Source organism: Pseudomonas gorinensis (assembly GCF_042015035.1).
GTDB classification, from domain to species: domain Bacteria; phylum Pseudomonadota; class Gammaproteobacteria; order Pseudomonadales; family Pseudomonadaceae; genus Aquipseudomonas; species Aquipseudomonas gorinensis.
In genome coordinates, this window is sequence record NZ_CP167125.1 from 1686488 (window position 1) to 1700014 (window position 13527).

A 13527-nucleotide genomic window follows, 5' to 3' on the forward strand; every position below is an offset into this window, starting at 1 on the left:
CCTTGCTGGCGGTCAGCGTGATTTCGAGTAGTGGGCCCAGGCTTGGCACCCTGCGAGCAGTAACCCGAGCAGGATAAACCCGGCAGGCATGAATGTGGTGGCGGTACCGGCGCGTAGCAACCCCAGCAGTATCAGCAGGGCGGCGAAAAGGCCAAACAGCCGCAGGCGTGCCTTGTGCTGGCCGGCCGCGAAGAAGCCGCCGTGTTCCAGTACTACGCATTGCACGCTGATCATGGCGAGATAGAGGCCCAGTTGCTGATAGGTCGTGAGTGCAAATGCCTGCAACAGTAACTGCACGACACTGACCAGGGTCGCGGCCAGCATCAGGCTGGCAATCAACCGTAAGGGGGCGCTGAGACGGGATCGCACACCTGCCATGACCAGGCCATACAGCGTCACGACTAGCACGGACAGCCCCAGGAAACTCAGGGCCTTGGGCAGCGTGTCACTCACTCCGATCAACGGTGTCAGCATCAGCGTATTGGCCAGGCCAAAGGCTTTAGTCATGGGCCGCGTGCTCCAGCAATGCAGATCGATGTTCGTCGAAAAAACGCAGCGCATCGTGGGCGGCATTGGACACCGCGCGGGAAGTCAGGGTCGCGCCTGCCATCTGATCGAATGTCGGGTCTTTCAGGTCGCTGCGGGTGCGGCCTTTGAAGGCGGCCAGCCAAGGGTTGCCGGGCTCACTGATATGGCCACCAAGGCTTGGGGTTTCCGAGTGCGCCAGCGGTTTGATTGCCAGCAGCTTACCGTCGCGGTCGATGGCCACCAGCAGTTCAATCGGCCCGCCGTAGCCGTTGGCTTGTAACCGCAGGATCACGGCGCTTGCCTGGCCGGCCAGGGTTGCCAGGTAGCCACCTTGAAGCTGGCTGTTTGACAGGGGTTGGGGAGCGATCGCCAGCGCCTGGTCCAAGGGCTGGTTGTCGTAGCGGTCCGCGGGTAGCAGGTCGAGCAGGGCCTGACGCTGTTGCGTCTGGGCTTGGAGCGCGGCATGGCCGGCGGTCAGGTGCTGCAGCCCCAAGGTCAAGGCGATGCCGCCCATGCTAATCAGCAGCGCCAACAGCAGGCCTCGGGTGACTCTCATGCATTCACCTGCGGCTGTTTCGGTGCTACCAGGCGCTCCAGCGCGGGCACGGCCAGGTTCATCAGCAGTACTGCGAAGGCTACCCCGTCCGGGTAACCGCCCCACGTGCGAATCAGATAGGTCAGCGCGCCTACGCCCGCGCCAAAGAGCAGGCGTGCCCGCGGGCTCCTGGGGCCCGACACCGGCTCGGTGATGATGAAAAAGGCGCCGAGAAGGGTGGCGCCGGTCAGCAGATGAAACAGCGGCGAGCCATGGGAATCCGAACCCGACCCGTTCCAGCACAGCAGGCTTATCACAAATAGGCTGCCCAGCATGCCAACGGGTGCATGCCAGCTGAACACGCGCTGCCATAACAGCCAGAGGCCACCCATGAGATAGGCCAGGCCGACCCACTCGCTGGCCCTACCGCCGAAATGCCCAAATGCCGGGCTGCGCGCGAACAGCTCGTCGATGGTCAGGCTCTTGTTGATTCGCAGGGCATCCAAGGCGGTGGCCTGGGCCCAGGCATCCGGCGCCGCGCCGTGCAGGCCCAGAACCTGATTGACGCCGGCCAGCAGGTCCAGGCCATGGGGCGCGGGCCAGTGGCTCATGGGTTGGGGAAAGGCCACCAGCATCAGGGCGTACCCGACCATGGCCGGATTGAATGGGTTTCGATTGCCACCATACAAGTGCTTGCCCAGCAGCAACCCTCCGGTGACAGCGGCTACACACAGCCACCAGGGACAATAGGGTGGCAGGGCCAGGGCCAGCAGTGTGGCGCTGACCAGGCTGCTCAGGTCACGAACGCGCCGTCCTCGCAGGCGGTCGACACCCGCGTCCACGAGCAGCGCGCATCCCCCAGCCAAGATCAAATTGATCAACACCCCCCATCCGTACCACCAGCACAGCGCCACGACGCCCGGCAGCGTTGCGAGCAACACGCGCTGCAAGGCCAGCTGCGGATCAGGCGTTGTCATGGGCGTCCACCAGGCGCTGTGCCTCATCCAGCTTGCCTTGCGCCTCGGCCAATTGCTGCGGGTCGGCCTTCTGATCCTGGGCTCTCTTCAGCTCTGCGCGGCGCATGGCCAGTTGGATCTTGGCGCGCTTGAGTTCGGCGGTATTGCTGGGGGCTGCAGCCTTGGGGGTGCTGTTCAACTCCAGCGCGGCAAGTGCCTGCTCTGCGGCCTCGAAGTGCTGTTGCAGGACGATCAATTGCGACTGCTGCTCAAACGTCGGTGGATGCCCGAACGCCTTCAAGGATTTGTGCAGTTGGGCGCGACTCATGGCCACGCTGATTTTCGCTTGCTTGACCGCTGCCTCCCTCGCCGCCTGGGCTTTATCGACCTGCACTGGCTCCGGCGCAGCGGTGTGTCTGGTCCGGGCCAGGCGTTCGGCGATCTTGAGCGCTTCTTCCCGTCGCAGACGTGCATTGCGTTGCTCAAAGCGCCGTCGTGCACGATCACGCTTGAGGCCGCGCTGACGGCGTTGGTCTTCGTTGGTGGCGAGGCCTCCGACGATGGGTAGCGCCGTGAGCAACGGGTGCATTTCGATGCAATCGACCGGGCAGGGCGCGACGCACAGGTCACAACCCGTGCATTCGTCGATGATCACCGTGTGCATCAGCTTGGCGGCGCCGACGATGGCGTCCACCGGGCATGCCTGGATGCACTTGGTGCAACCGATGCACTCGGCTTCGCGGATATACGCAACCTGCGCGGGTGCCTCGCCCCGCGTGGCGTCCAGTTCCAGCACCGGCACTTTCAGCAACTGTGCCAGCCCGGCGATGGTTTCCTGCCCACCCGGTGGGCACTTGTTAATCGCCTCACCTTGAGCAATACCTTCGGCGTAAGGCTTGCAGCCTGGGTGGCCGCACTTGCCGCATTGAGTCTGCGGCAGCAGCGCGTCGATACGTTGAATCAGGTTCATGCTTTGAACATTGCGTTGAAGCCGAAGAAAGCCACTGCCATCAGCCCGACGCTGATCAGTTCGACCGGCAGGCCGCGAAAAGGCAGGGGGATGTCGTTGTCGGCGATGCGTTGGCGCAAGTCGCTGAACAGGCTCAGCACCAGCCAGAAACCGAGCCCGGCGCCCAGGCTCAATGCGGCCATGTGCACCACGCCTTTATCATTTTGTGTGCCCATCACGACCACGGCCAGTACGCCGGCGTTACCCAGCAGCAGTGGCCACAGACCGTTGGTTACCAGGGCGGGGCGCACGCGCGTCAGCAGGCTGAGCACCGGGTGGATCAACAGCGCGGTCAGCGGCAAAAACACAAATAGCCGCAGTGTCGTCAATGCGAACGGCTGCAACAGATAGTGGTCCAGCAGATAACCCAGCACACCGCTGAGCACCATCAATAGGGTGGTGGCGATCCCGAGGGCATGCAGCCGCTGGCGTGAGGCCAGGGCCAGCACCGGGTCGACCGCCAGCGGCATCTGCAACACGAAGTTGCTGATCAGGGCCGCGCTGACAAGGGTGAGGAACATATCGGTCATGGTCATGCCGGTTAAGCAAACAGGGCCTGATTATCCGGCAAGCGAGAAGGGGGTACTAGCTGAAAAGCCCCGTCGCCGTAACGACAGGGCTGTTTCGCCGGGCTTACTTGATGCGTTGACCCGGCTTGGCGCCGCTGTCAGGGCTCAGCAGGTAGATTTCTTCGCCGCCAGGGCCAGCCGCCATCACCATGCCTTCGGAAACACCGAACTTCATTTTCCGCGGCTTGAGGTTGGCGATCATCATGGTCAGGCGACCATTGAGCTTGGAAGGGTCCGGATAGGCGCTCTTGATCCCGGAGAACACGTTGCGTTGCTCGTCACCGATATCCAAGGTCAGGCGTAGCAGCTTGTCGGCACCTTCAACGGCTTCGGCCTTGACGATCAGCGCAACGCGCAGGTCCACGGCGGCAAAGGCGTCGAACTCGATCTCCGGGGAGAGGGGGTCCTTGGCCAGTTCACCGTTGCCCGCTGGCGTCGATTCGCCGGTATCGGTCTGGCTGGCGACCAGGTCTTCTTTCGAAGCGTCGGTCATGGCCTGGACTTTTACCGGGTCGATGCGGGTCATCAGCGGCTTGAACTCGTTCAGCGGGTGGTTGCCGAGCAGGGTGGCGTGGTCATTCCAGGTCAGCGGCGCGACGTTGAGGAACGCCTCGGCGTCGGCGGCCAGCAATGGCAGCACGGGCTTGAGGAAGATCACCAACTGGCGGAACAGGTTGACGCCGGTGGCGCAGATCGCCTGGACTTCAGCCTGCTTGCCTTCCTGCTTGTTCAGCGACCACGGTGCCTTGTCGGCGATCCAGGCGTTGGCGCGGTCGGCCAGGCCCATGATCTCGCGCATCGCGCGGGCAAAGTCGCGGGCCTCATAGGCATCGGCAATGCTTGGCGCGGCGGCCAGGAAGGCCTCGGTCAGTTCCGGCGCGGCATTTTCCGCCACCATCACACCGGCGTTGCCCTTGTGGATGAACCCGGCGCAACGGCTGGCGATGTTGACGACTTTGCCCACCAGGTCGGAGTTGACCTTCTGTACGAAGTCTTCCAGGTTCAGGTCGAGGTCGTCGACGCCACGGCCCAGCTTGGAGGCGTAGTAGTAGCGCAGGTATTCCGGTGACAGGTGGTCCAGGTAGGTGCGCGCCTTGATAAAGGTGCCACGGGACTTGGACATCTTCTGGCCATTGACCGTCAGGTAACCGTGTACGGCGATGCCGGTTGGCTTGCGGTAGCCCGAACCTTCGAGCATGGCTGGCCAGAACAGGGCGTGGAAGTTGACGATGTCCTTGCCGATGAAGTGGTACAGCTCGGCGGTGGAGTCCTTGCCCCAGAAAGCGTCGAAGTCCAGCTCCGGCGTGCGGGCGCAGAGGTTCTTGAAGCTGGCCATGTAGCCGATCGGCGCGTCCAGCCACACGTAGAAGTACTTGCCTGGCTCGTCGGGGATTTCGAAGCCGAAGTACGGCGCATCGCGGGAGATGTCCCACTGTTGCAGGCCGGCGTCCAGCCATTCGGCGATCTTGTTCGCCACGGCGTCCTGCAGGGTGCCGCTGCGGGTCCAGGTTTGCAGCATCTGCTGGAAATCCGGGAGCTTGAAGAAGAAGTGCTGGGAATCCTTGAGCACCGGGATGGCGCCGGAGATAGCCGAACGCGGGTTCTTCAGGTCAGTCGGTGCGTAGGTGGCACCGCATTTTTCGCAGTTGTCGCCGTACTGGTCTTCGGTGCCGCATTTTGGGCAGGTGCCCTTGATGAAACGGTCGGCCAGGAACATTTTCTTTTCCGGGTCGAAATACTGCGTGATCGAACGCGTGGCAATGTGCCCGGCGTCGCGCAAGCGCTTATAGATCTGGCTCGACAGCTCGCGGTTTTCGTCGGAGTGGGTCGAATGGAAGTTGTCGAAGTCCACCAGGAAGTCGGCAAAGTCGGCGCTGTGTTCAGCCTGCACATTGGCGATCAGTTGTTCCGGGGTGATCCCTTCCTTTTCGGCGCGCAACATGATGGCCGAGCCGTGGGCGTCGTCCGCGCAGACATAGATGCATTGATTGCCGCGATGCTTCTGGAAGCGCACCCACATATCGGTCTGGATGTACTCAAGCATATGGCCAAGATGGATGGAACCATTGGCATAGGGCAGGGCGCTGGTGACGAGGATCTTGCGTGGCTCGGACATGGGGCTCGGCTACTTGATGAAACGGAGGTCGGCCACTATAAAGCGCCGGGAAATTTATTTCACCCCGTGGCGTTGTTTCAGCATCTTCCCTGTCTTCGAAAGCATGCCGTTAAGCCGCTGGAACGGTTAGGATAGCCGCCTGTTTCAGTCAGTCTTTTTTCGGGAGTAGCCCATGAGCGCCGTCAATCGCGCAGCGGTGGAAGCCGTTCTTCGCCAATACACCGACCCCTATTTGAACCAGGACCCGGTCAGTGCTGGCTGTGTACGCGCCATCGAGGTCCAGGGCGATCAGGTGTCGGTCCAGATGGAACTGGGTTATGCCGCCGGCCTGTTCAAGAGCGGCTGGGCGCAGATGCTGCAAATGGCCATCGAAGGCCTGGACGGCGTGGGGGCGGCCAAGGTCGACATTCGGTGCGTGATCGCGCCGCACAAGGCCCAGGCGCAGATCCCAGGCCTGGCCAACGTCAAGAACGTGGTCGCAGTGGCGTCCGGCAAGGGCGGTGTGGGTAAGTCCACCACGGCGGCCAACCTGGCCCTGGCCCTGGCGCGTGAAGGTGCGCGGGTGGGCATTCTTGACGCCGATATCTACGGCCCGAGCCAAGGCGTGATGTTCGGCATTGCCGAGGGCACGCGGCCGAAGGTCAAGGACCAGAAATGGTTCGTGCCGATTGAGTCCATGGGCGTGGAAGTGATGTCCATGGCCTTCCTCACCGATGACAATACGCCGATGGTATGGCGTGGGCCGATGGTGTCCGGCGCACTGCTGCAACTGGTCACGCAGACTGCCTGGGGCGACCTGGACTACCTGGTGATCGATATGCCGCCGGGCACGGGCGATATCCAACTGACCCTGGCGCAAAAAGTCCCGGTGGCTGGCTCGGTGATCGTGACCACGCCCCAGGACCTGGCGCTGCTCGACGCGAAGAAAGGCGTCGAGATGTTCCGCAAGGTCAATATCCCGGTGCTGGGCGTGGTGGAGAACATGGCGGTGCACATCTGCTCCAACTGCGGCCATGCCGAGCACTTGTTCGGTGAAGGGGGAGGCGAGAAGCTGGCGACCCAGTATGGCGTCGAACTGCTGGCCTCATTGCCGTTGTCGATGGGTATTCGCGAGCAGGCCGACGGCGGCAAGCCTACCGTGGCGGCCGAGCCCGATGGCCAGATCGCGATGATCTATCAGGAGCTGGCCCGCCATGTCGGCGCACGAATCGTGCTGCAAGAGGCTGCGACGCAGGCCATGCCGACTATCACTGTCAGTGAAGATTGAGGGGGGCAGGATCGAGTCGGGACTGCCAAAGCGGCGAATTGCGCTTTTACGCAATGGCGCGTGTAAGCATTCGCTTACTTTTACGTAAGTGTTTGGTTTTTTTGCCCGCCCGTTGCGCCTCTAAATACCGGAGTGTTTTTCTATCTGATTGAAATATAACAACTATTTATTGTGTCTCGAGCAATGATAGCTGTCAGTCCAGCGGTTGGATCGCGTTGAACTTCGCCGGGAACTCTCTAAGATCAGCCCTGTGTCCACGGATTGGCACGGCCATCAAGGAACGATGGCTTGAAGGAACGTCGCAGGATGCGATTCATCAGGATGATGAAAAGGAATAAAGGGACTAGGGAAAAAATGTGGGCGGGTCATACCGCCCCTTTTTTTTGCCTGAAGAAAAGTGAGCGTCTACCCCTGAACGCAAAAAAGGCCCGGAAGGGCCTTTTTTTTGGACTGCGACGCTGTCAGCGCTCGAGTTCTTTGATCTTGCCTTTTTTGCCATCCCACTCTTCCGCGTCCGGCAGCGGTTCTTTCTTCTCGGTGATGTTCGGCCAGATTTCAGCCAGCTCGACGTTCAACTGGATAAATTCCTGCATGTCTTCCGGGACTTCGTCCTCGGAGAAAATAGCGACGGCCGGGCATTCAGGCTCACACAGGGCGCAGTCAATGCACTCGTCCGGGTGGATGACCAGGAAATTCGGGCCTTCGTAGAAGCAGTCCACCGGACACACTTCTACGCAGTCGGTGTACTTGCACTTGATGCAGTTGTCGGTGACGACGAAGGTCATTTCTAATTTTCTCCTCAGGCGGCGGCAGCGAAACCCCTTATGGTGGGGCTCGCGAGGTTCGAGAGCGATAGTCTGCGGACCAGGCTAAAAGCCCGCAGCATCCCAAACCGCGCGAGATAATATCAGCTTGCAAGCGTCTGCGTTAGACCCGTGTCTTCAGTGTATAGAGCATTTCCAGCGCTTTTCGCGGCGTCAAGTCGTCCAGGTCAAGCTTTGCCAACTCCTCCAGTACCGGATGGGGCAGGGTGGCGAACATATCACTCTGGTGTGGCGCGCTGGTTTTGCTGTTGGTTTTTTTCGGGCTCGCGACCACGGTTTCGTGGGGCAGGGCCGTGGCCTCCAGGCGGCTGAGGTGCTCGCGGGCGCGGGCGATTACGTCGTTGGGCACGCCCGCCAGTTGCGCCACGGCCAGGCCGTAACTCTGGCTGGCCGGCCCTGGCAGCACATGGTGCAGGAACACGATGCGCTCGTTGTGCTCGGTGGCATTGAGATGCACGTTGGCCACCAACGGCTCGCTTTCCGGCAACACGGTCAGTTCGAAATAGTGGGTGGCGAACAGCGTATAGGCGCGCAGGTGCGCCAGGCGTTCGGCCGCCGCCCAAGCCAGGGACAGGCCGTCGAAGGTGCTGGTGCCGCGACCGACTTCGTCCATCAGCACCAGGCTGCGGTCGGTGGCGTTGTGCAGGATATTCGCGGTTTCGCTCATTTCCACCATAAAGGTCGAACGGCCACCGGCCAGGTCATCGCTGGAGCCGATCCGCGTGAAGATGCGGTCCACCAGGGACAGTTCGCAACTGGCTGCCGGTACGAAGCTGCCAATATGCGCCAGCAGCACGATCAGGGCGGTTTGGCGCATGTAGGTGGATTTACCGCCCATGTTCGGACCGGTGATGACCAGCATGCGCGTATCGTCATCCAGCGACAGGTCGTTGGCGACGAACGGCGTGGTGAGTACCTGCTCCACCACCGGGTGGCGACCTTGCACGATGCGCATGCAAGGCTCGCTGACAAACCGCGGGCAGTTCAAGTCGAGGTTCAGCGCGCGTTCGGCAAGGTTGCTCAGTACATCCAGCTCTGCCAGGGCAGCGGCGGTGTCCTGAAGCGGCGCCAGTTGGCTGATCAGGTCTTCAAGCAGGTTTTCATAGAGCATCTTTTCCCGGGCCAGGGCGCGACTCTTGGCCGACAGCGCCTTGTCTTCGAATTCTTTCAGCTCTGGCGTGATAAAGCGCTCTGCGCCTTTGAGGGTCTGGCGACGCTGGTAATCGATGGGCGCCGACTCGGCCTGCTTGCTCGGCAACTCGATAAAGTAGCCATGCACGCGGTTGTAGCCGACCTTGAGGTTGGCCAGGCCGGTGCGCGCTTTTTCGCGGGCTTCCAGGTCGATCAGGAACTGCCCGGCGTTTTCGCTCAGGGACTGCAATTCATCCAGTTCGCTGTCGTAACCGGTCTTGAGTACGCCGCCATCGCGGATAATTGCCGGCGGGTTGTCGATAATGGCCTTTTCCAGCAACGCCGCGAGTGCCGGGTAGGTGCCGGCTGTGACGGCGAGTTGTTGCAGGTGGGGCGTGTCCAGCTCGGTCATTGCCACTTGCAACTGCGGCAGCGCGCTGAGCGCGTCGCGCAGGCGCGCCAGGTCACGGGGCCGCGCATTACGCAGGCCGATCCGCGCCAGGATGCGCTCGATATCGCCGATTTCCTTGAGCTGCGGTTGCAGCTTTTCAAAGCGATAGCCGTCCAGCAGGCAAGTAATCGACGTCTGGCGCGCTTGCAGGACGGTCAGGTCGCGTAGCGGGCGGTTCAGCCAGCGGGTCAGCAGGCGGCTGCCCATGGCGGTCTGGCAGCGGTCCACTACCGATTGCAACGTGTTGTCGCGGCCACCGGCCAGGTTGGTGTCCAGCTCCAGGTTGCGACGGCTCGCGCCATCGAGCACCACGGTGTCGTCCAGTCGCTCATGACGCAGGCTGCGCAAGTGCGGCAGGGCGGTGCGCTGGGTTTCCTTGGCGTAGCTGAGCAGGCAACCGGCGGCGCCGATGGCCAGGGTCAGGGTTTCACAACCAAAGCCCTTGAGGTCTTGCACCGAGAATTGCTGGCACAGGCTTTTCAACGCCGAATCACGTTCGAAATCCCACGGCGCGCGACGCTTGGTCCCACGACGCTTTTCTGCCGGCAAGTCTTTTGGCCAGTCATCCGGGATCAACAACTCCACCGGGTTGATGCGCTCCAGCTCCGCCAGCAGGTTCTCCCAACCTTTGATCTCCTGCACGCTGAAGTTGCCGCTGGTGATATCCAGTACGGAAAGGCCGAACAAACGCTCATCGCCCAGGACGGCGGCGATCAGGTTGTCACGTCGCTCATCCAGCAGCGCCTCATCACTCACCGTCCCCGGCGTAATAATGCGCACCACCTGACGTTCAACCGGCCCCTTGCTGGTGGCCGGGTCACCGATCTGCTCGCAGATCACCACCGACTCGCCCAGCTTCACCAGTTTGACGAGGTAGCCTTCCAGCGAGTGGTAAGGAATCCCACACATCGGAATCGACTGCCCTGCCGACTGCCCGCGCGCGGTCAGGGTGATGTCCAGCAATTTGGCCGCCTTCTTCGCGTCTTCATAGAAGATCTCGTAGAAGTCGCCCATGCGATAGAACATCAACTGATCAGGGTGCTGGTTTTTCAGGCGCCAGTACTGCTGCATCATCGGGGTGTGGGAGGACAGATCGGACGTGTTTTTACTCATTGGATAGTAGGCAAATTCGTTGAAAGTGGTGGGGCAAAGGGGGCGCTCGGCCCAGCATTTTTTGCGATGGGCGCAAGGTTAACACGCGAGGTCCGGGGTTCGCAGGTCGCAAGCGGGTAGGCGCGGCGGCATGGCATGTGCATAAAATATGCAAATTAGCATTTGCAAACCCAAAAAACTCCCGTCACTATCCGCGTTATGCAAAAACGCAACGTTTCTATCGTCTTAAGAGAGCTGCTGGACCGCGACCGGATCTCCCCCACGGAGCTTCACCGGCGTACCGGCGTGCCTCAATCCACACTGTCCCGGATCCTCAGCGGCAAGATCGTTGATCCGTCGGACAAGCATATTTCCCGCATCGCCGAGTATTTTCGCGTCAGCACCGACCAACTGCGCGGGCGCGCAGCGGTGGGCGCTTTGCGTGATGATGGACGCGACCCGATGCATTCGGAACTCAAGGATATAAGCCTGTGGGATGACGACACCCCTGTGAATGACGACGAGGTGTCGATCCCCTTTCTGCGCGAGGTTGAATTGGCTGCTGGATCAGGAAGATTCGTCATCGAAGAAAGTGAAAAGGCCAGCCTGCGTTTTGGAAAGCGCAGCCTGCGGCATAACGGTGTGCAGTTCGACCAGGCCAAATGCGTGACGGTACGCGGCAACAGTATGTTGCCGGTGTTGCGCGATGGCGCGACGGTGGGGGTGAATGCGGGCAAGAGCGCCATTGGAGACATCGTTGATGGCGACTTGTACGCCATCAATCACAACGGCCAACTGCGGGTGAAACAGCTCTACCGCCTGCCTTCCGGGATTCGCCTGCGCAGTTTCAACCGCGATGAGCACCCGGACGAGGACTACAGCTTCCAGGACATCCAGGATGAGCAAATCAGCATCCTGGGTCATGTGTTCTGGTGGGGCATGTACGCCCGTTAACCACCTTGTGTAAGACAAAGCCCGCTATCGAGCGGGCTTTTTTTCGCCTGCACAAAATCGTCAAACCCTTTGCCCATAAGGCTGAAAATGCATCTATGCATTTCTTTGCTGAAAATAAATGCATTTGTGCATTGACTGTATATGCATACATGCATATTCTTTGTTCCAAGCCAGCCAACAAGGCCTGGTGGAGGCGGCAAGGATGCTGCCAAGGAAGACAAGGAAGGCACGCAACATCGGCAAGGACGCCATCAGAGCGATGGCAAGGATGCCAGGCAACACCGGCAAGGATGCCGACGCTCTTTAGTGACACCGCTTCAACGAACAGGCAGCGATGAATCGGCCTCAACGGTTCAGAGGGTTGGCAACTGACCCGGGTGTGCAGCGTAAAGCACCAGAAGCAGTTATCCGGCAGACAGGGATCGTGGTCGGAAAAACATCGAGGAAAGGTCCGTACCGCGCCAGTAGCGCCGAAAGACCGAGGACCGCATTACTGAAAAGCCCGGGTAACCGGGCTTTTTGGAATGCCTACCTACACATGGAATTACCCAAGCGCCGGCACTCTGCCGGCATTGTTCAGCCAGGAGGCGTGACATGACAAACGAGCAGCAAGCGTTAGCGGAAATGCCTATCTGGCTGGTGATCGTACTGGCCCTGGTCGGCGGGGTCTCCGGCGAAATGTGGCGCGCCGACAAGGAGGGCGCGCGGGGCTGGTCGCTGGTGCGGCGCCTGGCCCTGCGGTCGGGAGCATGCATGGTCTGCGGGGTGTCGGCATTGATGCTGTGCTACGCCGCGGGGATGTCGATCTGGACTGCCGGCGCCATTGGTTGCCTGACCGCCATGGCGGGGGCCGACGTTGCCATCGGCCTCTATGAACGCTGGGCGGCCAAGCGCATCGGGGTCAACGAGACCCCGCCTTCCCGCCCGGATCAGCCGTAACCGTTGCAAGGACGCGACTACATGACACTTATCGAAAAACCTTCCCAGCTCCCCGTGGCGATTGGGGAAGCGCTCAAGCGCGCCTTTCCACTATTGCGCGTCGGCAATCATCAAGACTTCCAGGGCGCCAGCGACAGAACCGGTGTGCTGATTACCGTGGAGCGCAACGGCCCCGACGTTCGCTCCTTTGAAGGGCGCAAGGCCCACGCCTTGGCGGTTTCACTCCGCGTCACGGTTGCCAGCGGGGCTACTGCTTTTGACGCCTGTGACCTGGCCAGCCAATTGATGGACCTGGCGTTGGATAACCGCTGGGGCCTGCCGCCTGATCAGTGCGACCTGCCCACGGCCATCGTCGCGGCACCGACGGTACTCACCGGTAACGAAACGGATTACGACAGCTGGACCGTGTCCTTCACCCAAAACCTCTATTTCGGCCCGTCGCTGCTCGAAGATCCCACAGGTACGCCGTTGTTTGCCTGCACCTGGGAAGTCTCGGACATCGACGATCCGGATCAATATCGCCCGTTGCAGGAGTAGGCCATGTTCGACGCATTGTTACGCATGCAACTGGGGCCGATTATCGAGCGCCTGGCGGAAATGGAAGCCCAGCTCGAAGACCTGTATCGACGCGCGGATAGTTTCTGCCGCATTGGCGTGTGCCAGGAGGTCGACGCCGCCGGCAATACCTGCAAGGTCAGCCACGGTGAGTTGCTCAGCCCGGCGATCCGCTTCTTCAACCCCAGTGCCGGGGCGCAGAGCGAAACCCGCATTCCTTCCGTGGGGGAGCAATGTCTGTTGCTCAACTATGGCGGTGGAGAGGGCGGTGCGCAGTCTGTAGCCCTCTTCGGCCTCAACAGTAGCTTGTTTCCGCCGGTCTCCAGCGTTGCGTCATTGACCCGACGCCGTTATCAGGACGGTACCCAGAGCGATTACGACGACGCCAGCCACACCTTCAACTGGGCCAACGGCCCCACGACCCTCAGCGGTTCCCGCGAACAGGTCGAGGTGAAAGTCGGCCCCGCCACCCTGCAAATGACGGCCGATCACATCGCTGTGCAACTCGGTGCCGTCGGCCTGCTGCTGGACGCTGGCGGTGTGCACTTGAGCGGCCCACTGGTGGATCACCAGGGCCGTGTGATCAGCAGCGCATAAGGAT

At 61.2% G+C, this 13527-nt stretch carries 12 protein-coding genes and 1 pseudogene; 5 read left to right on the plus strand and 8 right to left on the minus strand.

Annotated features, from left to right (window positions below; all coding sequences use genetic code 11):
* Window positions 1-12: 12 nt before the first annotated feature.
* The 6 genes and pseudogenes from AB7933_RS07590 to metG form a co-directional block, all read right to left on the minus strand.
* Complete coding sequence (locus tag AB7933_RS07590) at window positions 13-507, minus strand: Rnf-Nqr domain containing protein (RefSeq protein ID WP_024073721.1); 495 nt, start codon at window positions 505-507, stop codon at window positions 13-15.
* On the minus strand, window positions 500-1084 hold the full coding sequence (locus AB7933_RS07595) for an RnfABCDGE type electron transport complex subunit G (protein WP_024073722.1): 585 nt from the start codon (window positions 1082-1084) through the stop codon (window positions 500-502). Before AB7933_RS07595 ends, AB7933_RS07590 begins: the two co-directional genes overlap by 8 nt.
* On the minus strand, window positions 1081-2040 hold the full coding sequence (locus tag AB7933_RS07600; RefSeq protein ID WP_024073723.1) for an RnfABCDGE type electron transport complex subunit D: 960 nt from the start codon (window positions 2038-2040) through the stop codon (window positions 1081-1083). The genes AB7933_RS07595 and AB7933_RS07600 overlap by 4 nt, the downstream gene beginning before the upstream one ends.
* A gap of 556 nt (window positions 2041-2596) precedes the next feature.
* Window positions 2597-2968, minus strand: a pseudogene (gene rsxB, locus AB7933_RS07605) (electron transport complex subunit RsxB); the annotation flags it as partial.
* Between the two features lie 17 nt (window positions 2969-2985).
* Window positions 2986-3558, minus strand: coding sequence for an Rnf-Nqr domain containing protein (locus AB7933_RS07610; RefSeq protein ID WP_041161112.1), 573 nt, complete (start codon window positions 3556-3558; stop codon window positions 2986-2988).
* Window positions 3559-3661: 103 nt separating this feature from the next.
* Window positions 3662-5713, minus strand: coding sequence for a methionine--tRNA ligase (metG, locus tag AB7933_RS07615; RefSeq protein WP_024073726.1), 2052 nt, complete (start codon window positions 5711-5713; stop codon window positions 3662-3664).
* Between the two features lie 172 nt (window positions 5714-5885).
* Here metG and apbC point away from each other — a divergent pair, with 172 nt between their 5' ends.
* A complete protein-coding gene (gene apbC / locus AB7933_RS07620; protein ID WP_024073727.1) occupies window positions 5886-6980 on the plus strand; it encodes an iron-sulfur cluster carrier protein ApbC in 1095 nt (364 codons plus the stop codon).
* Window positions 6981-7441: 461 nt separating this feature from the next.
* Here apbC and fdxA read toward each other — a convergent pair whose 3' ends face one another.
* On the minus strand, window positions 7442-7765 hold the full coding sequence (gene fdxA, locus AB7933_RS07625) for a ferredoxin FdxA (protein WP_024073728.1): 324 nt from the start codon (window positions 7763-7765) through the stop codon (window positions 7442-7444).
* 142 nt (window positions 7766-7907) lie between these two features.
* Entirely contained in the window at window positions 7908-10499 is a 2592-nt protein-coding gene (gene mutS / locus AB7933_RS07630) for a DNA mismatch repair protein MutS (RefSeq protein ID WP_024073729.1), read from the minus strand.
* Between the two features lie 198 nt (window positions 10500-10697).
* Between mutS and AB7933_RS07635 the strand changes: the two genes are divergently transcribed.
* The 4 genes from AB7933_RS07635 (at window position 10698) to AB7933_RS07650 (ending at window position 13523) form a co-directional block, all read left to right on the plus strand.
* Window positions 10698-11432, plus strand: coding sequence for a LexA family transcriptional regulator (locus tag AB7933_RS07635; protein ID WP_024073730.1), 735 nt, complete (start codon window positions 10698-10700; stop codon window positions 11430-11432).
* A 594-nt stretch (window positions 11433-12026) separates the two neighbouring features.
* On the plus strand, window positions 12027-12371 hold the full coding sequence (locus AB7933_RS07640) for a phage holin family protein (protein WP_024073732.1): 345 nt from the start codon (window positions 12027-12029) through the stop codon (window positions 12369-12371).
* Window positions 12372-12392: 21 nt separating this feature from the next.
* Window positions 12393-12908, plus strand: coding sequence for a hypothetical protein (locus tag AB7933_RS07645; RefSeq protein ID WP_024073733.1), 516 nt, complete (start codon window positions 12393-12395; stop codon window positions 12906-12908).
* Between the two features lie 3 nt (window positions 12909-12911).
* Window positions 12912-13523: a phage baseplate assembly protein V gene (locus AB7933_RS07650; protein WP_024073734.1), complete on the plus strand. Its 612-nt coding sequence runs from the start codon at window positions 12912-12914 to the stop codon at window positions 13521-13523.
* The last annotated feature ends 4 nt before the right edge of the window (window positions 13524-13527 follow it).